At 66.6% G+C, this 21,542-nt stretch carries 17 protein-coding genes; 9 read left to right on the plus strand and 8 right to left on the minus strand.

Annotated features, from left to right (window positions below; translation table 11 throughout):
- Positions 1-63: 63 nt before the first annotated feature.
- The 3 genes from ACFQZZ_RS10280 to ACFQZZ_RS10290 all read left to right on the plus strand — a co-directional run bounded on the left by ACFQZZ_RS10280 (position 64) and on the right by ACFQZZ_RS10290 (position 3,861).
- Positions 64-1,689 carry an aldehyde dehydrogenase family protein gene (locus ACFQZZ_RS10280; RefSeq protein WP_378677339.1) on the plus strand — a complete coding sequence of 542 codons (1,626 nt, stop codon included), beginning with the start codon at positions 64-66 and terminating at the stop codon, positions 1,687-1,689.
- Positions 1,686-2,519, plus strand: coding sequence for an SDR family oxidoreductase (locus ACFQZZ_RS10285; protein WP_378677342.1), 834 nt, complete (start codon positions 1,686-1,688; stop codon positions 2,517-2,519). Before ACFQZZ_RS10280 ends, ACFQZZ_RS10285 begins: the two co-directional genes overlap by 4 nt.
- A gap of 445 nt (positions 2,520-2,964) precedes the next feature.
- Positions 2,965-3,861 (plus strand): LysR family transcriptional regulator, encoded by an 897-nt coding sequence (locus ACFQZZ_RS10290; protein ID WP_378677345.1) that lies wholly within the window; start codon positions 2,965-2,967, stop codon positions 3,859-3,861.
- Between the two features lie 27 nt (positions 3,862-3,888).
- On the opposite strand, the gene ACFQZZ_RS10295 is transcribed toward ACFQZZ_RS10290, so the two are convergent.
- The gene (locus tag ACFQZZ_RS10295; RefSeq protein ID WP_378677348.1) at positions 3,889-5,250 is read right to left on the minus strand and encodes an amidase family protein; all 1,362 of its coding nucleotides are present in this window, start codon (positions 5,248-5,250) and stop codon (positions 3,889-3,891) included.
- Between the two features lie 288 nt (positions 5,251-5,538).
- On the opposite strand from ACFQZZ_RS10295, the gene ACFQZZ_RS10300 reads away from it, so the two are divergent.
- The 3 genes from ACFQZZ_RS10300 to ACFQZZ_RS10310 are packed head-to-tail and all read left to right on the plus strand — an operon-like array spanning position 5,539 to position 11,011.
- Entirely contained in the window at positions 5,539-8,046 is a 2,508-nt protein-coding gene (locus ACFQZZ_RS10300) for a protein kinase (protein ID WP_378677352.1), read from the plus strand.
- A complete protein-coding gene (locus ACFQZZ_RS10305; protein ID WP_378677355.1) occupies positions 8,043-10,268 on the plus strand; it encodes a serine/threonine-protein kinase in 2,226 nt (741 codons plus the stop codon). The genes ACFQZZ_RS10300 and ACFQZZ_RS10305 overlap by 4 nt, the downstream gene beginning before the upstream one ends.
- Positions 10,269-10,288: 20 nt before the next feature.
- Positions 10,289-11,011 (plus strand): cyclase family protein, encoded by a 723-nt coding sequence (locus ACFQZZ_RS10310; protein ID WP_378677358.1) that lies wholly within the window; start codon positions 10,289-10,291, stop codon positions 11,009-11,011.
- A 10-nt stretch (positions 11,012-11,021) separates the two neighbouring features.
- Here the strand turns inward: ACFQZZ_RS10310 and hpt are convergent, their stop codons facing one another.
- The 4 genes from hpt to ACFQZZ_RS10330 form a co-directional block, all read right to left on the minus strand.
- Positions 11,022-11,579 (minus strand): hypoxanthine phosphoribosyltransferase, encoded by a 558-nt coding sequence (gene hpt, locus ACFQZZ_RS10315; RefSeq protein ID WP_378677361.1) that lies wholly within the window; start codon positions 11,577-11,579, stop codon positions 11,022-11,024.
- Positions 11,580-11,656: 77 nt separating this feature from the next.
- A complete protein-coding gene (tilS, locus tag ACFQZZ_RS10320; RefSeq protein WP_378677363.1) occupies positions 11,657-12,706 on the minus strand; it encodes a tRNA lysidine(34) synthetase TilS in 1,050 nt (349 codons plus the stop codon).
- 41 nt (positions 12,707-12,747) lie between these two features.
- Positions 12,748-13,863 (minus strand): zinc-dependent metalloprotease, encoded by a 1,116-nt coding sequence (locus tag ACFQZZ_RS10325; RefSeq protein WP_378677366.1) that lies wholly within the window; start codon positions 13,861-13,863, stop codon positions 12,748-12,750.
- Positions 13,864-13,876: 13 nt separating this feature from the next.
- Positions 13,877-15,283: a D-alanyl-D-alanine carboxypeptidase/D-alanyl-D-alanine-endopeptidase gene (locus tag ACFQZZ_RS10330; protein WP_378678356.1), complete on the minus strand. Its 1,407-nt coding sequence runs from the start codon at positions 15,281-15,283 to the stop codon at positions 13,877-13,879.
- A 249-nt stretch (positions 15,284-15,532) separates the two neighbouring features.
- On the opposite strand from ACFQZZ_RS10330, the gene ACFQZZ_RS10335 reads away from it, so the two are divergent.
- Positions 15,533-16,024 carry an inorganic diphosphatase gene (locus tag ACFQZZ_RS10335; protein ID WP_378677369.1) on the plus strand — a complete coding sequence of 164 codons (492 nt, stop codon included), beginning with the start codon at positions 15,533-15,535 and terminating at the stop codon, positions 16,022-16,024.
- Between the two features lie 94 nt (positions 16,025-16,118).
- On the opposite strand, the gene ACFQZZ_RS10340 is transcribed toward ACFQZZ_RS10335, so the two are convergent.
- Positions 16,119-16,358 carry a hypothetical protein gene (locus tag ACFQZZ_RS10340; protein WP_378677372.1) on the minus strand — a complete coding sequence of 80 codons (240 nt, stop codon included), beginning with the start codon at positions 16,356-16,358 and terminating at the stop codon, positions 16,119-16,121.
- 371 nt (positions 16,359-16,729) lie between these two features.
- On the opposite strand from ACFQZZ_RS10340, the gene ACFQZZ_RS10345 reads away from it, so the two are divergent.
- A complete protein-coding gene (locus tag ACFQZZ_RS10345; RefSeq protein WP_378677374.1) occupies positions 16,730-17,914 on the plus strand; it encodes a serine hydrolase domain-containing protein in 1,185 nt (394 codons plus the stop codon).
- 45 nt (positions 17,915-17,959) lie between these two features.
- On the plus strand, positions 17,960-19,468 hold the full coding sequence (locus tag ACFQZZ_RS10350) for an alpha/beta fold hydrolase (protein WP_378677376.1): 1,509 nt from the start codon (positions 17,960-17,962) through the stop codon (positions 19,466-19,468).
- A gap of 91 nt (positions 19,469-19,559) precedes the next feature.
- On the opposite strand, the gene ACFQZZ_RS10355 is transcribed toward ACFQZZ_RS10350, so the two are convergent.
- Both ACFQZZ_RS10355 and ACFQZZ_RS10360 read right to left on the minus strand, forming a co-directional pair.
- A complete protein-coding gene (locus ACFQZZ_RS10355) occupies positions 19,560-20,204 on the minus strand; it encodes a response regulator (protein ID WP_378677378.1) in 645 nt (214 codons plus the stop codon).
- A complete protein-coding gene (locus tag ACFQZZ_RS10360; RefSeq protein ID WP_378677381.1) occupies positions 20,192-21,436 on the minus strand; it encodes a sensor histidine kinase in 1,245 nt (414 codons plus the stop codon). Before ACFQZZ_RS10360 ends, ACFQZZ_RS10355 begins: the two co-directional genes overlap by 13 nt.
- Positions 21,437-21,542: the final 106 nt, after the last annotated feature.

Raw genomic sequence — 21,542 nt, forward strand, 5'->3', positions numbered from 1 at the left:
AGTTGATTCACAGTAGTCATTCACACCAGCGGTTCACAGCACAACGTCAGTGGGAGAACAGCAGTGACCAACACCGAATCCGCGGCAGGCGCGGCCAAGAAGACTCCGGCACGGAAAGCGCCCGCGAAAAAAGTCGATCCGGCCGCGCCGGTCGATCCCGCCATCATCGAGGTGCGCAATCCCGGCACCGGCGAGGTCGTCGGCACAGTGCCCGATGAGACCGCCGACGCGGTCGCGGCAAAGGTGCGCGAACTTCGGCTGTACCAGCCGGAGTGGGAGGCCATCGGCCCCGACGGGCGCAAAGAATGGCTGCTGAAGCTGCAGGACTGGTTGGTCGACAACACCGAACGCCTCGCCGACGTGCTGCAGTCGGAAACAAGCAAGCCGCGCGTCGACGCCCTCATCGACCCCGCGTTCTCGGTGGATCTGACCGGGTACTACGCGCGTCGCGCCGCGAAGTTCCTCGCCGACGAGCACCCGTCGCCGCACAGTCCACTCGCACGCGTCAAGAAGCTCACCACCGTGCACAAGCCGTACCCGGTGGTCGGCGTCATCACGCCGTGGAACTTCCCGCTGGCCATGCCGGTGATCGACGTGATCCCGGCGCTTGCCGCGGGTGCCGCCGTGCTCCTGAAGCCGTCCGAGGTGACCCCACTTTCCGCGCTCGAACTGGCCCGCGGCTGGGCCGAGATCGGCGCGCCGCCGGTGTTCGCCGTGGTCACCGGCTCTGGCGCGACCGGCGCCGCGGTGGTCGAGAACGCCGACTACATCCAGTTCACCGGCTCGACCGCCACCGGCCGCAAGATCGCCGCAGCCTGCGTCGAGCGGCTGATTCCCTACAGTCTGGAGCTGGGTGGCAAGGATCCGGCCATCGTGCTCGCCGATGCCGACCTCGACCGCGCCGCGCACGGCATCGCCTTCGGCGGGATGTTCAATGCGGGCCAGGTGTGCATCTCCGTCGAGCGGGTGTACGTCGAAGCGCCGATCTACGACACGTTCGTCGCGAAGCTGACCGCCGCGGTGCAGGATCTGCGCCAGGGCCTCGACGGCCGCGAGTCCAAGCATGATGTCGGCGCGCTCGCCAACGAGAACCAGGTGCGGATCGTGCAGCGGCACGTCGACGAGGCCGTCGCGGCCGGGGCCAAGGTGCTGACCGGCGGCAAGCGAACCGGTGTCGGAACCTTCTTCGAGCCAACCGTTCTCGTGGATGTCGACCACACCATGTCGTGCATCAACGAGGAGACCTTCGGCCCGACACTGCCGGTGGTGAAGGTCGCCGACGAGGCCGAGGCGGTTCGGCTCGCCAACGACTCGATCTACGGCCTGTCGGCCTCGGTGTGGACCGGGGACAAGGATCGCGGAGAACGCGTTGCGCGACAGCTGAATGCGGGCGCGGTCAATATCAACGACGTCTTCTCCAACCTGTTCAACTTCGCGCTGCCGATGGGCGGCTGGGGCCAGTCCGGCGTCGGCGCCCGCTGGGGCGGCGCGCATGGCGTCCGCAAGTACTGCCGCCAGCAAGCGATCACCAGGCCGATCCTGCCCACCCAGCAGAAGGAACTGATCTGGTTCCCGTACCAGATGCCCAAGCTGCTGATCGCACTCGGCGCGATGCGGGCCGCAGGCGCCCGTGGCCTGCGGCGCGTCGACATTCCGGCACTGCTGAAGCTCAAGGGAGACAACAAATGACGGACGCGGCGAAGATCCGCGGCAAGGTCGTCGTCATCACCGGCGGCGCACGCGGCATCGGCCTGGCCACGGCGACCGCGCTGCAGGCGCTCGGCGCCCAGATCGCGATCGGCGATATCGACGAGGCGACCGTCAAGGAGTCGGGCATTGCGCGCGACTTCGCGCTCTACGGCAAGCTCGATGTCACCGATCCCAGCTCGTTCGAAAGCTTCCTCGACGAGGTGGAACGCACCGTCGGTCCGATCGATGTGCTGATCAACAATGCGGGCATCATGCCGACCGGCAAGCTGGTCGACGAGCCGGACCAGATCACCCGCCGAATTCTGGACATCAATGTCTACGGCGTCATTCTCGGCTCCAAGCTGGGCCTGGCCCGCATGCTGCCGCGCAAGCGCGGGCACGTCATCAATATCGCGTCGCTGGCAGGCGAGACCCACATCCCGGGTCTGGCCACCTACAACGCGAGCAAGCACGCGGTGCTCGGATTTACCGACACGCTGCGCGAGGAGTACCGGGGTTCGGGCGTCGAGTTCTCCTCGGTGCTGCCGACGCTGACCAATACCGAACTCGGTTCCGGCGTGAGCGGCCCGAAGCTGCTGCGCTCGGCCGAGCCGGAGGAGATCGCCGATGCCGTCGTCGGGCTGATCGTCGCGCCGAAGTCGAAAGTCAGGGTGACGGCGGTAGCCGGGTTTGTCTCGCAGTTGGTGAACCTGCTTCCCGAATCCGTCGCCGATGGTCTGGCCAGGGCGCTCGGTTCGGGCGAGGCGTTCCTCGGCGACGTGGACGCCGAGAAGCGCAAGGCATACGAGGATCGGGCGCGTAGCGCCTGATGGTCTGATCGGCTCGCGAGTCGAGGCGCTGTGGTCGTGGTTTCACGACCACAGCGCCTTTCGTCTATCGAGATGGCGTCCGAGCCGGGGTCAGTCCGAGCCACTCGACAAACCTATTTGTGACGAATATCACTATCCAACAAGGCAATACCGCCTGTGGGCGTCGATGCCGATTCCCCGGCAGTGGCCGGGCTACCTGCGATCAGCCCACTCCGAGCCCCATCGCGGCACGCCGATCGCCATTGCCGCTGGTCAACCGTCCATGTATGCCGCTAGAGGCAATACCCACGGTGGATGCGGGATGTTCGCGGGCTCGATGGTGCAAATGACCATGGGAGGCAATATGCTGTCTCTAACAAACCCACCGACTGTTTCGGTGCCAGTATCCGAACTTTCCGGCCTAATTCGGCTGGAAATTCAGGACCGATTCTGATAGCAAGGGGCTATGGACCCGCATTTGCGCGACCTGCGGTATTTCGTCGCTGTCGCTGAGGAACTACATTTCACCAACGCCGCGCAGCGGCTGCACATCGCTCAACCCACCCTGTCGCGTCAGATTCGTCAGCTGGAACGCCAGCTCGACGTGGTCCTGTTCGACCGCAACCAGCGCAGTGTCGCGCTGACCGTCGCGGGCAAGGAACTGCTCGAAGGTGCCCGCAAGATCCTGGAGCTCTGGGAGGTCACCAACGTCTCGCTCCAGGAGGCGGGCGAGGTGCTGCGCGTCGGCATCCAATCCGCACTCGGCCGCGGTCTGATCAACGACCTGGAAAGCGCGAGCGGTCATCGACTAGCTCTGCACGCGGCGTCCTGGAACGACCCGTCCAGCGGCCTGGCCGGGCGCCAGGCCGACCTGTCGTTGGTCTGGCTGCCTCTGCCCGACCCGAACCGCTACCGCTGGCAGGTGCTGCGCACCGAGCCACGCTGGGTGCTGCTGCCGGAAAATCATCCGCTCGCCGATCAGGAGAGCATCGAGTTCGCCGATCTGCTGGACGAGCCGTTCATCGCGCTGCCCACCGAAGCCGGTACGGTGCGAGACTTCTGGCTCGGCAACGATGGCCGCAACGGACGTCAGCCGAAGATCGGGGCGGAAGCCGCGACACCGGAGGACAAGCTGGAGGCCGTGAGCCTCGGCCTCGGTGTCTGCCTGCTCGCCGAGAACAATGTCCCGATGTACCGCTGGCCGGGTCTGACCGCGCGCCCGGTGACCGGACTCGCGCCCTGCGAACTGGCCGTGGCGTGGCGGGCCGACGACAGTCGCCCCACGATCCTCGAATTCGCCGGACGCGCTGCCAACGGTGGCTTCTCCGCACAGTCGCCACAGCCGACCGCCGTCACCGGCTGACGAATCACGGCGCGCTGCGCTGCCACATCACGGCGCAGTCCGCTCCCACGGGTTCAGCGCTTCCAGTTGCGCGGACAACCGCAGCAGGGTCGATTCACTGCCGGGTGGTCCCGCGACCTGAGCGGCGACCGGCGTGCCCGACCGGGGATGGATCCCCATCGGCACCGACGCGGCAGGCCAGCCGACCATGTTCCACAGTGGGGTGAACGGTGAAAACCGGGAGCTGGTGACCACATTGGCCAGCCAGCCCCTGGTGTGCCACGCTCGGGCCTTCGGCGGCGCGGCGGCGAGCGTGGGTGTGATCACCACGTCGTAGCGCTCGAAGAATTCCAGCAGTCGCGCCTCGACCCGGTCGACCTGGCCGGGGTGGACCAGACCCAGCCGCTGCACCAGCCGGCCGAGCGCGAGGTGGCGGCGGGTGCGCGGTTGCAGCCGATCCGGATGGACGAGCGTCGCGGCGTCGCGGGTACCGACCGCGAGCCAGCGCAGAAAGACCGTGACGATCGAATCGCCGTAGGGCAGTGTCGTTGGTTCTACGAAATGTCCGGCCGCCATGGCGACCGATCCTGCGGCATGGGCCGCCGCGGTCCAGTGCCTATCGACCCGAAAGAAGCGGGACGGTGGCGCCACGGCCAACCCGATGCGTAGTCGACCCGGTGGTTCGATCTCGGCTAGGTCGGGTCGGGCCGCCAGCACCGATAGGGCAAGCGCCGCATCGCCGACCGTTGTCGCGAGCACACCGTTTTCGACCATGCCCGCCCACGAGTCGACACCGATCTCCGCGGGCACGGTATGGCGACCCGGCTTGATCCCGAACACCCCGCAGCACGCCGCGGGGATGCGTACCGAACCGAGTCCGTCGTTGCCATGCGCCACCGGCACCAGCCCAGCCGCGACCGCCGCCGCCGAACCGCCGGACGAGCCGCCCACGCTGCGTGCGGTGTTCCACGGGTTACGGGTGATCCTGCCCTCGCCGTCGGTCATCGCCCACAGACCCAGTTCGGAAACCGCGGTCAGTCCAACGATCACCGCACCCGCGGCGCGCAGCCTGCGCACCACCGCATGGTCGGCGGTCGCCGGACGGGTGTCGGTGGCCGCCGAACCGCACAGGTTCGTCTCGCCCTCGACCGCGAGATTGTGTTTGATCGCGATCGGCACGCCTGCCAGTGGGAGCACATCCAGATCGGAGCGCTGCTCGAGGGCAAGGGCCTCGGCCTTTGCTTTGGCGGAGCGAACGACGGTGAATGCGTTCAGCTTCCGGGTATCGGCGGCTATGCGGTCGAGCACCGAATCGAGAACCTCGGTCGGACTCGTCGAGCCATCCCTGACCCCTGCCGCGATCGCTGCGGCGGGTCCGCGCGCCGCGCCGGGATCTATCGAAGAATTCACACCCGCTGCGTCGTTCGCGCCCGCGGGGCACTCCTGGGCGGTTACTGTCTGCGGAGCTGCTTGCGTTACGGCCGTACCGTCCGCCACCGCTGTGGCCTCATTGTGCATGTGCTGGTGCTCCCCCGTCGCATCGTTGTCGAAATCGGGTGATCCGCTGTTGAGGCGCAAGTTATCATTCCGGATACTTGTCGGGGGACGATGTCGTCGGGTGTGGCGGAATTTATCCGGCGCATCTTCAGACCGACCAGTGCGGATTCTTCGGTATCCGCGGAGCAAGTAGGTCCGAGAATGAGTACGAATTTCGAGAGAAGTTCCGAATCCACATCGGGTTCCACAACCGGGGTGGGTCACGGCAGTGCGGTGGAGGCCTTCACCACCGCATGGAAATCGGCTGCCCGGGAATCGGCACGCCAACCGCCGGAGATCGCCGACTACCTGCCCGATGCGCACACTCTGCGGCAGGAGGCGCTGATCGAATTGATCCGCGTCGACCTACGACACCGATGGGTGCACCGAACCGAGACCGTCACACCGCGCAAACGCCTGGCCGAATACTGCGCCGAGTTTCCCGAACTCGAACCCGACGACCTCCCGGCCGGTCTGGTGTACGAGGAGTTCGTTATCCGCAGGCATAGCGGCGAACGCGTCGATCCGCGGGAATGCCTGCGCGAATACCCGAGTCAGGCGCCCGAGCTGCGGGCACTGCTCAATGCCGACGAGATAGATCAGAGCACGCGGCGGGCCGCGCTGGAAGATCCGACCGTGACCGCTTTGGCCGAGACCAAGACCTCGCAAGCGGCCGAGCTGAACCAAACCACCCAGTCCGTTCGTAATACGGAGGTGACTCGCGCATCCCCCGATCTGACCGGGACGGCGACCGCCATTCCGACCACGGTCGGGACCGGTCCCGGGCACTACGACGCGCTCGACCGGATCGAAATCGGCCAGCGGATCGATGATTTCGATCTACTGACCGGTCTGGGCAGCGGCGCGTTCGCACGGGTCTTCCTGGCCCGGCAGCGCTCATTGCAGCGACTGGTCGCGGTGAAGATCTCCGCCGACCACGGCACCGAGCCGCAGACGCTCGCTCAGCTCGACCACGACTACATCGTGCGCGTCTTCGATCAGCGACTGCTCGATACCGAGGACATGCGCGACAGCGGCGGCCGGCGGCTGCGGCTGCTCTATATGCAGTTCCTGCCCGGCGGCACGCTGCTCGGCGTGCTGCGCTGGGTGCGCGCGACACCGCCCGCCGAACGCAGCGGACGGCTGCTGCTCGACGCGGTCGACGCGGCCATGGAGGAGAAGGGCGAGATCCGGCCGACCGATTCCAGTGTGCGCGCCGAAATCGCTTCGCTCAGTTGGCCGGAGACCGTGGCATGGCTGGGTCGCCGAGTGGCCGAAGCGCTCGAATACGCCGCGACGCACGGCGTGCTGCACCGCGACGTGAAGCCCGCCAACGTGTTGCTCACCGCCGAGGCGGTACCGAAGCTGGCCGACTTCAACATCAGCTTCAGCCGCAATGTGGCCGACACCAGCCCGGTCGCCTACTTCGGTGGATCGCTGGCCTACATGTCACCCGAGCAGCTGGAAGCCTGCCATCCCGGCCGCGAGCGCACGGCAGCCGATCTGGACACCCGCTCCGATATCTATTCGCTGGGTGTGGTGATGTGGGAATTACTCACCGGCGCAAAGCCTTTCGATGACTCCACCGCAGGCGCTGGTGAGTACGGCGACGACACCACGCTCGAGGCGATGCTGGAGCGGCGCACTTCGGGGGTGGACGCGGCCGCGCTGGAGCGGGTGCCCGCCAACTGTCCGGCGGCACTGCGCCGGGTGCTGCTGACCTGTCTGGAACCCGACCGCGACCGGCGCTGGTCGAGCGGCGCGGTGCTGGCCAAGCAGCTGGACCTGTGCCTGGACGCACGCGCGCGGGACCTGGTCGACCCACCGAGCGGCAGCTGGCGGCTGAAGTTACGCTCATGGCGACTGCTGATCGTCACGCTGGCCATCGGGGTGCCGAATGTGCTCGCCTCGATCTACAACATCCTGCACAACCAACACTTGATCGTCAGCAGAATGGCCGAGGACGCCCAGCAGACCTTCTTGATCATCACCAGCGTGGTGAACGCGGTGCTGTTCCCGCTCGGCGCGGCATTGATACTTTATATGTCGCGCCTGGTGCTTACGGTGCCGCACGGGCTGCGCAGAGGCCGACGATATGACCCGGACACACTCCGACGAGCTAGAGCCGACGCGTTGCTATTCGGCGATCGAGCGGTGGTCATCGTGTTCTCGCTGTGGGTGTTCGCGGGCATTACCTTCCCGATCGCATTGCGATTGGCCACCGGCGAGATACCGATGAGCGCGGTCGTTCATTTCCTCACCTCGATCGTGGTGTGCGGCGCGATCGCCGTGGCCTATCCGTTCTTCCTGGTGGCCTTCTACATGGTCCGCTGCATATATCCGGTGTTCCTGCGGCACGGCGAAATCAGCACCGACGACGCGGTGTGGCTGCGCGGCCTCGACCGCCGCGCCAATGGCTATCTCGCGGTCGCCGCGTCGGTGCCGCTGCTCGCGGTGGCCGGTGTGACCTTCCTGCCGCCCGCCGATATTCCGTCGGTGATCTTCGCGGTCCGGGTGCTGTGTGCGGGCGGCATTGTCGCGTTCATCGTCTCCTATCTGCTTTTCCGCGCCTTGGAGGCCGACTTGGGCGCGCTCGAGCGGGTGGTCGCGCCGAGTGATTCCACGGGACGGGAGCCGGCCGCGCCCGCCGCGGCGGAGACGCCGACGTGATCGAATCGGGCCCGGATCACGTCGCCAGGTTCGCCGCTGATTGGCAACGCTGCCTGCGCGATGACCGGCTCGACCCGCCACTGCTCGCCGATTATGTGCCCGATGGCACGAAGGTGCGTTTGGCGGTGCTCACCGACCTGGTGCGCATCGACCTGCGCCAGCGTTGGATCCGGCCGGGGTTCGGCAAGCGGATTGTGGAATACCGCAAGGAGTTTCCCGAGATCGAGCACAGCCCGATATTGGCCGACCTGGTGTACGAGGAGTTCCTGGTTCGGCGCAGGCACGCACCCGTCGACGCCGCCGCTTTCCTTGCCGAATACCCGGATCTGGCGGCCGAGGTGCGCGAGCGTCTTGTCATTGTCGGCGCCGATGGTGACGACGCCGAACCCGACAGCGAGCCCGCCGAGCTCGACAGCGAACAGGCCGCCGCACTTGTCGCCGATCTGGCGCCTGGACGACGCATCGACGACTTCGATCTGCGTACCGATCTTGGCACCGGCGCACTCGGCCGCGTCTTCCTTGCCGCGCAGCTTTCCATGCAACGCCTTGTCGCCGTGCGATTTTCCGCGGGCGTCAGTGTCGCACCGCGGACCATGGCACAGCTGGACCACCCCCACATCGTCCGGGTCTTCGACCAGCGCATGCCAGCCGACTCGTCGGCGCTGCGGCTGGTGTACATGCAGTACCTACCCGGCGGTACCGCACTCGACGTGCTCGCCGAGCGGCGCCGAGGGCCGGAAACGGCAGGCGGCGAGCTGCTGCTGCGAGCCGTCGACGTGGCCATGGAGTCGAAAGGTGAAATCCGCCAGACGGATTCGAGTGTGCGCGCCGAGATCGCCGAGCTCAGCTGGCCGGAGACGGTCGCATGGGTGGGTCGGCGGCTGGCGGACGCGCTCGACTACGCCGCTCGCAACGGAGTGGTGCACGGTGCGATCAAACCGTCGAACGTGCTGTTCACCGCGGAGGGCATCCCGAAGCTGGCCGACTTCGCATTACAGGACTCGACCCGGCCGACAGCACAATATGATTCGCCCACCTACCGCTCGCCCGAGGAACTGGCGGCGACTCTCGATCCCACCGCACCCGAGCCGGACACCCGCAGCGACATCTTTTCCCTCGGCGTGCTGCTGTGGGAAATGCTCACGGCCAGTGTCCCGTTCGACGACGCCGGCGACACCGATACGACCCGGCTACGGACCGCTCTCGACCATCGCAGACGCGGCGTGCACAGCGCTGCGCTGGAGCGTATTCCGGCGGATTGCCCGGCCGCATTGCGCCGGGTTTTGCTTACCTGCCTCGAGCCGGATCCCGAACGGCGCTGGCCCAACGGCGCGACGCTGGCGCAGCAGCTCGATCTGTGCCTGGATGAACGCGCGCGAGATCTCGTCGACCCGCCGGAAGGCAGCTGGCGACGGAGATTGCGGCGGTGGCGGATCCCGCTGGTTTCGCTCGCGATCGCCGTGCCGAATGCCCTCGCGTCGGTGTACAACGTGCAGCACAACGCCGTACTGATGCACTATCGCCAGACCGAGGAGGCGCAGCACCGGTTCGAGATCTTTACCGCGGTGGTGAATACGGTGGCCTTCTCGATCGGCACCGCCGTTCTCGTTTATCTGTGCAGGTACCTGATTTTCGTGCCGCACGGGCTGCGCACCGGGGTCCGCTACAGCCAGGAGGTACTGCACCGAACCCGTACGGACGCGGTGCTGTTCGGCGACCGCGCGGTACTTGTCATATTCGTGATGTGGCTGCTGTCGGGGATCTCATTTCCGGTCGTCCTGCATGAAACGTCCGAAGGCGTCTCCGCGGCCGACTACGCGCATTTCCTGGCTTTGCACGTGGTGAGTGGCGCCATCGCCCTGACCTATCCGTTCTTTCTGGTGAACTTCTACGTCATCCGATGCATTTACCCGATGTTCCTCAGCCACGGCGAGATCCACCCGCGGGACGCAGCGCGGTTACACGGGCTGCGGCGCCGATCCGGGTTCTACCTGAGCCTCGCGGCGTCGATTCCGTTGCTCGCCGTCGCGGGCGCGACGCTGCTCGCGCCGTCCGATCTCGCCAAGATCATCGTTAATGTGCGGGTACTGTGCATCGGCAGCATCATTGCCTTTGTCGCGGTCTATATTCTGTTCCGAGCACTGGAGAACGATTTGCACGCGCTGGAGCGAGTGACCGCGCCACATCTGCACAAAAAGACGGAACCCATGTCCGCGCAGTGAGCGATGGAGAATCAGCAGCGATGAAAGCTCCGATCGGCCGTCTGGTCAGCCTGTCGCATGTGCACGATCCGGCGACAACGCCGCTGTTCCCCGGGGATCCCGAGTTTCGCACGGACATCGCGGCGACCGTGGCGAACGACGGCTACTACCTGCGCTACATCCAGCAGGGCGAGCACACCGGAACACATTGGGGCGCACCGATTCACTTCCACGCCGACGGCCTGGCCGCCGACGAGCTCGACCTGGAGGATCTGCTGCTGCCCGCGGTGAAAATCGACGTCCGAGATCAGTGCGAGCGCGACCGTGGTTACGCGATCACCGTTGCGGATATCAAGGAATGGGAGAGCAAACACGGTCGCATCGCCGACGGGTCCGCGGTGATCGGTTGGACCGGCTGGGATGCGAAATGGGGCACGCCGGAATTCATCGGAACCAGCGAAACCGGGGACCAGCAGCCGGGTTTCGCGGTCGAGACCATGGAATGGCTATTGCACACCGGGCGTCTCGGCCGTCGCGGTGCCCTCGGTATCGATACTTTCGGGCCGGATCTCGGCAGCGACGACACCCACGCGGTATCGAAATTGCTGTATCGGGAGCACCGGATCAGCCTGGAATGCCTCGCCAATCTCGCCGCCCTGCCCGTCACCGGGGCCTGGGTACTCGTCGGCGGCGCCCTCTATCGAGGCGGATCAGGATCGCCCGCAACAATATTCGCGCTCATTGCGGACAACACCCGCGAATGACAGCAGGCACTTACTTTCCGCCGTAGACCTTCGGGTCCAGGGTGCCGATGTAGGGCAGGTCGCGGTAGCGCTCCGCGTAATCGAGGCCGTAGCCGACGACGAATTCGTTCGGGATGTCGAAGCCGACGTGCGCGACGTCCACATGGGTGCGCAGCGCGTCGGGCTTGCGTAGGAGGGTGACCACCTCTAGCGAGGCCGGGTTGCGGGTGGACAGGTTGCGCTTGAGCCAGGACAGCGTGAGACCGGAGTCGATGATGTCCTCGACGATCAGCACATTGCGTCCCGCGATGTCCTTGTCCAGGTCCTTCATGATGCGCACGACGCCGGAAGACGAGGTGGACGAGCCATAGGAGGACACCGCCATGAATTCCATCTGAGTCGGAATCGACAGCGCCTTGGCCAGGTCGGTCATGAAGAAGATCGCGCCCTTGAGTACGCCGACCAGCAGCAGGTCGCCCTCGGGAGCGTCGGCGGGATAGCGCTTGGCGATCAGCTCGGCCAGTTCCTGAGTCTTGGCGGCGATCTGTTCCTCGGTGATCAGCACCGACGCGATGTCATCCCCGTACACGTCAGTTGTGTCCTTCCGTGGTGTTGATCCCGAGCGACCGATCCATTATGTGTCATCAGCCTGTGCTTCAGGTGTCATCAGCGCAGACGCATGGTCAGCCTGCCATGTTCGCGCGCCGCGACCAACCTGCTGCCCGGCCGTCCGCCGCCGACGGCCACGCCGCCCTGGCCGCGCCAGTCGGTGATCAATTCGTCGACAGCACGTAAATGCTTGCCGGTCAGGGCTTTCGCACCGCCCGCGAGCAGCCAGGCCCGGATCGCTCGGCGGCGCAGTGCGGAGGGGGCAGTGGCGAGCGTCTCGATCGACAGGCTCACCCCATCAATGTCGGAGCCATCACCGTCGGAGTCGGCACTCGCGGCGCGCAGCAACTCGCCCGCCAATGCGTCGAGGACCGCGCCATCGTCACGCAACTGCTCGGCGGTGCGAGCCAGCGCGGCCGCCACCCCACCGCCGAGGACCTCCTCCAGCAGCGGCAGCACCTCGGTGCGCAGCCGCACCCTGGTGAACTCCGGGGCCGAATTATGCGGGTCCTCATGCGGCTTCAACCCCAGATCCGCGCACAGCTGCCTGACAGTTGCGCGCCGCACGGCCAGCAACGGCCTGCCCCACGGATCGGCGAACGCCGCCATCCCCTGAATCGACCGCCCACCCGACCCGCGCGCGAGGCCAAGCAAAACCGTTTCGGCCTGGTCATCGAGGGTGTGCCCGAGCAATACCGGCAATCCCGCTCGCGCCGCGTCCAGTGCCGCATAGCGAGCCTGCCGCGCCGCCGCCTCCAGCCCACCCGCACTGCCGACATCCACCGCCAGCACCCGGGCCGACCGGCAGCCGAGTTTCAACGCGGCCGCCGCGGCGTCGGCGGCAACCACTTCCGAACCCGCCTGCAGCCGATGATCCACAACCAGTGCGTCGACACTGCCTGCCTCCACGACAGCTGCCGCACAGAGCGCGAGCGAGTCCGCCCCGCCGGACAACGCCACCGCGACGCCCCGCGACCGAGCCTCCGGCGCGTACTCGGCCAACCAGCCCCGAACTGCCCGACGGACCTCGAGGACAGCCTCGGTCTCGGGCAGGCGAGGCACAGTCGGCTCCGGGTTCCGGGGCGTCGCTCCTGCCGCACGGCTCATACCCGGAGACTACCGACGCGCAGCGCAGGCGAGGCCGCGGTCTAACCGAGTACTCGGCTGATCCACCGCTGTGGGTCGTCGATTTCGTCCGGGCGCGGCAACGTGTCCGCATCCGTCCACACGGTGTTGAACTCCGTCATGCCGACCCGGCCGACCACATGGTCGACGAATGCCTTGCCACGGACGTACTGCGCTACCTTCGCGTCGACGCCGAGCAGCGCGCGCAGGACGCGCTGCACCGGATTTGTCGGACGCTTGCGGCGCTTGTCGAAAGCGGCACGGATCTGCTCGACCGACGGTACGACGGCCGGTCCGACCGCATCCATCACGTGATCGGCATGACCCTCGAGCAGGGTGCCGAGCATCAGCAGCCGATCGAGCGCCGCACGTTGCGGCGGCGCCTGGGTGGCGCGCAGCAGGCCGACAACGCCCTTCGCGCTCGGATCGTCGGAGGTGACGCCGCTGCGGCGGTCACGCACCTCGGCGAGCAGCCGGGACAGCATGTCCGCCAGCGGCTCGTCGCCGACCGCGCCGAGGGTGTCGACGTTCGCGCGCATGTAGTCCGCGAGCCACGGCGCGGAGGAGAACTGCACCCGGTGGGTCACCTCGTGCAGGCAGACCCAGAAACGGAAGTCGGTGGCCGAGACGCCGAGCGCGCGTTCCACCGCCATGATGTTGGGCGCAACCAACAGCAGCGTGCCGTCAGGACCGGTGAACGGATCGTATTGGCCGAGGATCGCAGTGGACAGGAAGGCCAGCATCGCGCCCGCCTGCACGCCCGCGGGTTTGCCCGCGAGCAGTCCACGCTCGGCGTCGGTGTCGAGTCCGGTGCCGGTGAGCTTGCCCATGGAGTCGGCGGCGGCGGCGATCCAGCCCGGCCGGTCGACGATCCTGGCCGCGGGCACCGGCTGATCGTCGAGCAATCCGCTCACCTCACGGACCGGTCCTTCGGCCCGCACCGACGCATCGGCCAGTTCGGCAACGACCTGCTCGGCGGAATACCGCGAAGTCCGCGGACCCGACGGCACAAGGGCCGCGCCGGTGCGGGCGGCCAGCCGCCAGTCGACGGCGCCGGACAATCCGGAACGACGCCGCTCGGTGGTGCCGTTTTCTCGGCCCGAGCGGGCTTCGGCTGGTTTATCAGCGCCTTCGAACATCGTCATCCACCCGTCACGAACATCCACAATTGCGCAGCGTGCCTGCGATCGCGTCCAACGCGGGCCTGCTGGCCTCCGGTAGCCGATCGTTGGACATCAACGCGAACGTCAGCACCCGCCCATCGCGGTCCAGTACATAACCCACCAACGTGCTCGCCACCGAGAGAGTTCCGGTCTTGGCCCGCACCCACCCCGCGCTCACCCGATCCCGGTTGACATAACGGTTGGCCAGCGAGCCGGTCGCACCGGCCACTGGCAGGTCATCCAGCAGCGGCGCCAAAGTGACCGCGAGCCGGTCGGTTTCGGGCCTTGCCTTGGTGTTGGCCGGCTGCACGACACCGCTTCCGCTCGGCTTCGCCGCGGTCGCGAGGATCTTGTCCAGCAGCCGCGCCGGCACCCGATCGTCCGTCGACAGTCCGCTGTTGTCCTGCATGGACATCCCGGTGAGATCGAATCCGGCCCTGCTCAGCGTCGCGGTCACCGCGGCGACCGCCCCGGTGAACGTCGGCTCGGCTCCGGTCGCGACCGCGATCTCGCGGCCGATCGCCTCGGCGAGCACATTGTCGGAGTGCACCATCATGTCGCGTAGGCGGTCCCGCAGCGGCGCGGAGTGCACGCTCGCGATCTCCTCCGCGCCGGGGGCGGCCGTGCCGATGCGCACCCGGCCCGGGTCGAGGCCGAGCTGGGTGGCCAGTCGACGTCCGGCGTCCAGGGCCGGGGTCGCGGTGCGCGGGGAGTATTCGACGAGGGGTTCGAGTCGGCCGCCGTCGATCATGACCGGTTCGATCGGCGCGATCGAACCCTCGGGGATGTCGACCGGTTCCCAGCCCGGCGCCATGGTCGGTCCCGCGTAGGCGGAGACGTCCACCACGACGGTGTCCACCGCACGGCCCGCCTGTCGGATCTGGGTCACCAGATCCGACAGGCGCGGCCCGTTCGGGTAGTACCCCTTGCCGTCGGGCTGCGCGGTGAGCGTCGGATCGCCGCCACCGACCAGTACCAGCTCATTCGGCGTCGAGCCTGCCACCACGCGGGTGGTCACCCGATGGTCCTGTGGCAGTGCGAGCAGCGCGGTGGCCGTGGTCAGGATCTTCGCGGTGGAGGACGGGATCATCGGGTTGTTCGCGCCGCTGCTCCACAGCACGGTCGAACTGTCGGCATCGCTGACCGAGCCGGTGAACGCACCGAGATCCGGATTGCCGACGACGGCTCCGAGCGCGGCGGCAATCCCGGCGGGTGTGGGCGCGGGCGCATTCGACGGCGCGGGCGCGACCTGGGGGAGAGGCCGGACCGGTGCGGGCGGTGCGGCGATCCGCAGGCCGCCGTGCCGGAATTCGTCCGTCCACGGCTTGACCGCGAGCAGCACCCCGCCGCCCGCGACGAGCAACACGACCAGGGTGATAGAGAACCCGATCCACATGTTGCGCCGCCGCCGGGCGGCCAGACCACCGATATTTTTGTTGCTCCGACCAACCACGTCCTGCCGTCTCTCCTCAACGCGGCCGCCTGCCGCACCCATGTGCTCGCGGACCACACTATCCTCGTTGCGCAAACGTTCCCCCGAACAACCCGACGAGTCGACGGTGTCGTTTCGTTCGAACGACCTGCAAGCAGTGCTAGCGGCTCGTGCCTGCTCGGCTCACGTATTTACAAAGAAGAAGGAGATGGCGTGGAGTTCGACGTCACCATCGAGATCCCCAAGGGTTCCCGTAACAAGTACGAGGTCGATCACGAGTCCGGCCGGGTCCGGCTCGACCGGTTCCTCTACACGTCGATGGTCTACCCGGCCGACTACGGCTACATCGAGAACACCCTCGGAGAGGACGGCGACCCGCTGGACGCACTTGTCCTGCTGCCCGAATCGGTGTTCCCCGGCTGCCTCATCGAGGTGCGCCCGGTAGCGATGTACAAGATGGTCGACGAGGCGGGCGGCGACGACAAGGTGCTGTGTGTGCCTGCGGGCGACCCGCGCTGGAATCACATCCAGGACCTCGCGGACGTGCCGGAGTTCGAGTTGGCCGCGATCAAGCATTTCTTCGAGCGCTACAAGGACCTGGAGCCCGGCAAGTACGTCAAGGGCTCGGAGTGGGTCGGTCGCGCTGAGGCCGAGGCCGAGGTGGAGGCCTCCCTGAAGCGACTGAAGGACAACGGCGGCCACTGACCTCCGGGTGTTCGCATAAACAAGAGCGGGAAGTCGGTGCACGCGGACTTCCCGCTCTTGTCGCTTTCCGTCGGTGTCGGATCAGCGGATTCGATCAGTAGTAGATGTAGAGATCCCAGCCGCTCCAGGTTTCTACGCATTCCCAGTACCAGCCACCGGTGACGGGCGATTCGCCGTCGGCTCGGCACGCGCCGTAGGTCGCGTAGGTGCCGTAGTAGTAGCCGGTCGAGGTCGCGTGGTACTCCGGCGCGGCCGAGGCACTCGCTGCAGTCGACACCCCGGCGACGGCAGCGGTGGCCAGCAGGCCCGCGGCAAGGAAGGATTTGATACGCATTTTCACTGCTCCTGAGAAGCGAGGTTGATTCTGACCTCACTCACGTTATGGACGACAGGAGCACCGCACAGCCACCCCTAGGGTTCGATCACCCAAGCCCTCGGGAGGTTTCACCTTCTCCACCTTGATGCCGAAAACCGTTATCCCGCACACGATTCGACTCCGGCTTCGGTACCGGCGCGCAAAGACGGCCGCCGATGTGCAGGCTCGGCGCGCGCCGGTGGTAGTGCTGGCGCTACCAACTCACACCCACAGCCCCTACCCCGAATTCGGGTGCGCGCGGCATGGGCGGCATGGCCCCGGATTCCTAGGCTCGAAATCGACAGGGAGCAACGACGACTCCCGAATCGAGGTGGAGGAAATCACTGCTCATGAACATACTTCGGGGATACTCCACCAAGGTCGCGCTGTCAGGAATGGCGATAGGGGCGATCTTCGCCGCGACGGCATGCAATAGTGCCACCTCGACGCCCGCCGCACCTACGGCAGCACCGTCTCAGTCCCTGACCCAGGCCGTAAATCAGGTAGTCGAGAGCGGATTTCCCGGCGTCCAGGCGGTGATCGACGGCCCTGGCGGGCATCGCGTCCTGACTGCGGGCGTCGGCGACTTGCAGACCGGTGCGCCGTTCGCCGCAGACGCGCAGGTGCGTATCGGCAGCAATACCAAGACCTTCGTGACAACGGTCATCCTCCAGTTGGTGGCCGAAGGCAAGGTGGAGCTCGACGCACCCATCGAGCGGTACCTACCGGATGTGGTGCAGGGCAATGGGAACGACGGCAACCGGATTACCGTGCGGCAACTCATGCAGCACACCAGCGGCATCCCCGACTACCTCGGCCACGGCACGGTCGAGGGCGGCATGGCGGCCGAAGGCAGCCAGCTCGACCCCACCGCCGACGCGATCCGATGGCGGCAGTACGAGCCCGCGGACCTGGTCCGCCGAGCCATGACCATGCCACCGAACTACGAACCCGGCGCCAGAGCCGAGTACACCAATACCAACTACATCGTCCTCGGCATGCTGATCGACAAGGTGACGGGCCAGTCGCCTGCCGCCGAGATCACCCGCCGAATCATCGAACCACTCGGCCTGCGGGCAACCTACTTTCCGGCCCCCGGCGACACCGGCATCCGCGATCCACATCCATCCGGCTATCACCAAATTGATGGAAAGCGCGTCGATTTCACGATCACCGACACCTCTTGGGCAGGCGCTGCGGGCGCGATGATCTCGACCGGAGCGGATGTGAATCGGTTCTTCATTGCACTGCTCGACGGAAAGCTGCTGCCCGCAGCGCAATTGGCGGAGATGCAGCGCACCGTCCCGTTCGATCGTGAACCCGGCGCCGGTTACGGACTCGGCCTGATCCATCGCCCCGTGCCATGCGGCAAGGAGGTCTGGGGACACGGCGGTAGCATTCCCGGCTTCGAAGTCCGCACCGGCGTCGCTGCCGACGGCACCGCGGTGACGGTGACCTCGAATCAACTGCCGACCAGTCGAGCGGCGTTCGACGCGGTCGAGAAGGTCTTCGAGATCGCCATCTGCGGCGGCTGACCACGAAACCCGCTCCCCTACATTCATCTAACCGGAGGCTCGACAGTGAAACGCAATAAGGTGACGATGGCCATCCATGCCACGTTCGCCGCCCTGCTCGCAGGCACGGGGCTGGCCTGCACCGCCCCCGCCGATACGAACGGTCCGAGCCTGGAACGCTTCTATGGCCAACAGCTGCAATGGAAGTCGTGCGATGACCCACGACTGGACCCGGTGGGCGCCCAGTGTGCCGATGTCACCGTGCCGCTGAACTACTCGCAGCCACAGGGCGAAACGATCACGGTGGCAATCTCGCGGATGGCCGCCACCGATCCGGCGAAGCGGCGCGGGGTGATCCTGTCCAACTCCGGCGGCCCTGGTGGACCCGGACTCGATTTCATGGTGGATGTCGGCGCGGCCATGACACCCGACGTGCGCGCCCGCTACGACCTGATCGGCATGGACCCGCGCGGTGTCGGGCGCTCGTCGCCGGTCGACTGCCATTGGCCGAACGGCTTCGGGCTGCAATCCGCCGGGGTAGATGCCGCCTCTTTCGCCGAATCTGTTGCCTCACAACGCGATCTGTCTGCACGATGTGCTGCCACCGAGGGTGAGCGCTTGCGGTACTTCACGACTCGGAACACCGCGCGGGACATGGATGTGATCCGCGCCGCCCTCGGCGATACGAAAGCCAGCTACTTCGGCACTTCCTACGGCACCTATCTGGGATCGGTTTTCACCCAGATGTTTCCGGACCGCAGTGACCGAATCGTGTTGGACAGCAGCGTGGATCCGGACCGCTACGGCGCGATCGGCATGATGCAGGACATGGGGCCGGTCAACGAGGCGGCGCTGGACCTGTGGGCGGACTTCGCGGCGACACACGACGGCGAGTATCACTTCGGCACCAGCCGCGCACAGGTCCGCCGCAAGGTGATGGACCTGATCGAAGGCGCGGCCGTCGATCCGATCCGGCTCGGCGACTTCGCCATCGACGACCACTCGCTGCCGATGATGCTGTTCGTCGGACTGGACGACCCGCGCAACTACGAGAAGCTGGCCACCCAGGTCCGTCAGATCGCCGACGCCGCCGAAGGCAAACCCGTCGAGATCTCACCAGAACTGAACGACACGTTCTCGTTCATGCTCAACGCACAGCCGCGCGATAATTCGGCACAGATGGCCATCATGTGCGGTGATGTCGAAACACCGCGGGACCCGGCCGAGTACTTGCGCAATATCGAAGCCGCCCGCGCCACCCAACCGGTCTTCGGCGCATTCGCCAACAACATCACCCCGTGCGCCTTCTGGACGCCACCTGCCGAACCGCCCACCCAGGTGCGCAATTCGGTCCCCACCCTGATCGTCCAGTCCACCGGTGACACCCGCACGACCCATCAGGGAGCGGTCGCGATGCGCCGGGCCCTGTCCGCGTCCCGCATGGTCACGTTGCAGGATGTCCCGATCCACTGGATCTTCGGGAACTACCCGAACAAGTGCACCTACGACGTGGTGAACACCTACTTCCGCGACGGCAGCCTCCCCGCCGCCGACGTCACCTGCCGCGCCGACTGATACTCCGAAGTCCGTTGCCACGCCGGGTCGCCTGAGCCTCATCGAGGCTCAGGCGGCTACCCGTCATTCGTCCCGGTAGCCGCCGGGAGCTTCAGGCGTTCAGATACGCGAGCACAGCAAGCACCCGACGGTGACCCACTTCTTCGGCCGACAATCCGAGCTTCGCGAAAATACTGCGAATGTGCTTGTGCACAGCACCTTCGCTGACCACCAATCGTTCGGCGATGGTGGTGTTGTTGTGCCCCTCCGCCATCAGCGCGAGTACCTCCCGTTCCCGCGCGGTAAGCGCACTGAGCGGGTCTTCCACCTTGCGCCGCACCAATAATTGGGAGATCACCTCGGGGTCCATCGCGGTACCGCCGTCGGCGACCCGACGCAGCGAATCGAGGAAGCGGTCCACCTTGCCGACTCGCTCCTTGAGCAGATAGCCGACACCTCCCGCACCGTCGCCGAGCAGCTCGGCGGCGTAACTGTCCTCCACATACGACGACAACACGAGCACCGGCAAGCCAGGGTGCATCTTGCGGGCGCGTACCGCCGCGCGCAGCCCGTCATCGGTGAATGTCGGTGGCAATCGCACATCGACGACTATGGCATCCGGCCGATCGGCGGACACCGCGGCGAGTAAGTCGTCCGCGTTGTCGACCGCGGCGACCACCTCGATGCCCGCAGTACTCAGTAAGAGCACGAGGCCCTCGCGCAAGAGGGCGTCGTCCTCGGCAATCATGACCCGCACGGCAGCTCCACCCGCAACACAGTAGGGCCACCGTCCGGACTGGTCAGCTCCATCCGCCCGTCGAGCGCCTCGGCCCGCCGCCGAATGCCCGCCAGCCCGCCGCCGTAGGCCTCGGCCGCCCCACCGACCCCGTCGTCGCCGATCTCTACCGTCAACGACCTCGGTGTACCCCCGAGTACGATCGAAATAGATTTGGCGCCAGAGTGTTTGGTGGCATTGGTCAAGGCCTCGGCGATGACGAAGTATGCCGCAGCCTCGACTGCGGCGGGCCGCCTGCCGACTTGGCTCAGATCCAGCGTCACCGGGATCGGGCTCCGCGCGGCCAATGCCGAAATCGCACTCGCCAGACCGCGATCCGATAGCACCGGCGGATAGACACTGCGTACCACATCGCGCAGCTCGGCCAGCGCCGCGGTGGCGGTGTCCTGTGCCTTGCGCACCAGACCCTGCGCCGCCTCCGGATCCTGTTCGCGTAGTTGGTCGGCCAGGCCGAGCTGCATGATCACCGCGGCAATCCGCGCCTGCGCGCCGTCGTGCAGATCACGTTCGATCCGCCGCAACTCCGCGCCGTGTGCGTCCAGCGCTGCCGCCCTCGTCGCGGTGAGCGCGGCCACCCGGTCGGCCAGCAAGACATCGTCCGAAGGCGAGAGCAGTATCCGAGCCGCGGTCGCCTGCCACCCCGCGATCACGGGCAGTTGCAGAACCACGGCCCCGACCGGCACCGCGATCAGCATGCCGAGCAATGCTGTCGGCCACGAGTCGACCGCGATACCGAAGTTATTCACCGTGCCTTCGGGAACCAACCGCCAATACGCCGGGATCACTAGTTGATTGATCGCGCTGACCGGCAGCGCGACGGCCAGCACCGCAACATAGATTCCGGTGACCGCGTGCAGCAGCAACCACCCGATATCGCGCCTATTGGCCGGATCGGTGAATACCGTCGCGAGCTGCCGCGGTAGGCGCCCCTCCATCGGCCGATACACCGCCTCGACGGGCTCACCGAGCCGCCGAGCCGCCCTGCGACGTTCGACGCCGACCACGGGCCGGATCACCCGAATCGCCTCGGGTATCGCCGGAATCCCCACGCCGATCAGACTCAGTGCGACAACGACCAGCAGCCCGATCAGCGCGAACAGGGACAACACCGAGGTGGCGCCACCGATCACCAGGTAACCGATCGCCTGCGGCAGCCGCCGCAGTCGATCCCTGATATAGCGCGATCTCCTCACGCCGCGACACTAGATGACCGACCCCGAACATCGGCTCGGCCCCCGCCAGCCGTGCGATCCTCGACCACTATTAGACCCAACACCCCCCGTTCCAGCCCAACACCCA

It is taken from the genome of Nocardia sp. GCM10030253 (genome assembly GCF_042675075.1).
Taxonomy (GTDB): Bacteria; Actinomycetota; Actinomycetes; order Mycobacteriales; family Mycobacteriaceae; genus Nocardia.

Excerpts from the sequence above, each read along its gene's own strand:
- tilS (WP_378677363.1), bottom strand. The coding sequence starts at position 12,706 with ATGAGCCGTGCGGCAGGAGCGACGCCCCGGAACCCGGAGCCGACTGTG.
- ACFQZZ_RS10290 (WP_378677345.1), top strand. The coding sequence starts at position 2,965 with ATGGACCCGCATTTGCGCGACCTGCGGTATTTCGTCGCTGTCGCTGAG.
- ACFQZZ_RS10300 (WP_378677352.1), top strand. The coding sequence starts at position 5,539 with ATGAGTACGAATTTCGAGAGAAGTTCCGAATCCACATCGGGTTCCACA.
- ACFQZZ_RS10325 (WP_378677366.1), bottom strand. The coding sequence starts at position 13,863 with ATGTTCGAAGGCGCTGATAAACCAGCCGAAGCCCGCTCGGGCCGAGAA.
- ACFQZZ_RS10345 (WP_378677374.1), top strand. The coding sequence starts at position 16,730 with ATGAACATACTTCGGGGATACTCCACCAAGGTCGCGCTGTCAGGAATG.
- ACFQZZ_RS10285 (WP_378677342.1), top strand. The coding sequence starts at position 1,686 with ATGACGGACGCGGCGAAGATCCGCGGCAAGGTCGTCGTCATCACCGGC.
- ACFQZZ_RS10340 (WP_378677372.1), bottom strand. The coding sequence starts at position 16,358 with ATGCGTATCAAATCCTTCCTTGCCGCGGGCCTGCTGGCCACCGCTGCC.
- ACFQZZ_RS10310 (WP_378677358.1), top strand. The coding sequence starts at position 10,289 with ATGAAAGCTCCGATCGGCCGTCTGGTCAGCCTGTCGCATGTGCACGAT.
- ACFQZZ_RS10330 (WP_378678356.1), bottom strand. The coding sequence starts at position 15,283 with ATGTGGATCGGGTTCTCTATCACCCTGGTCGTGTTGCTCGTCGCGGGC.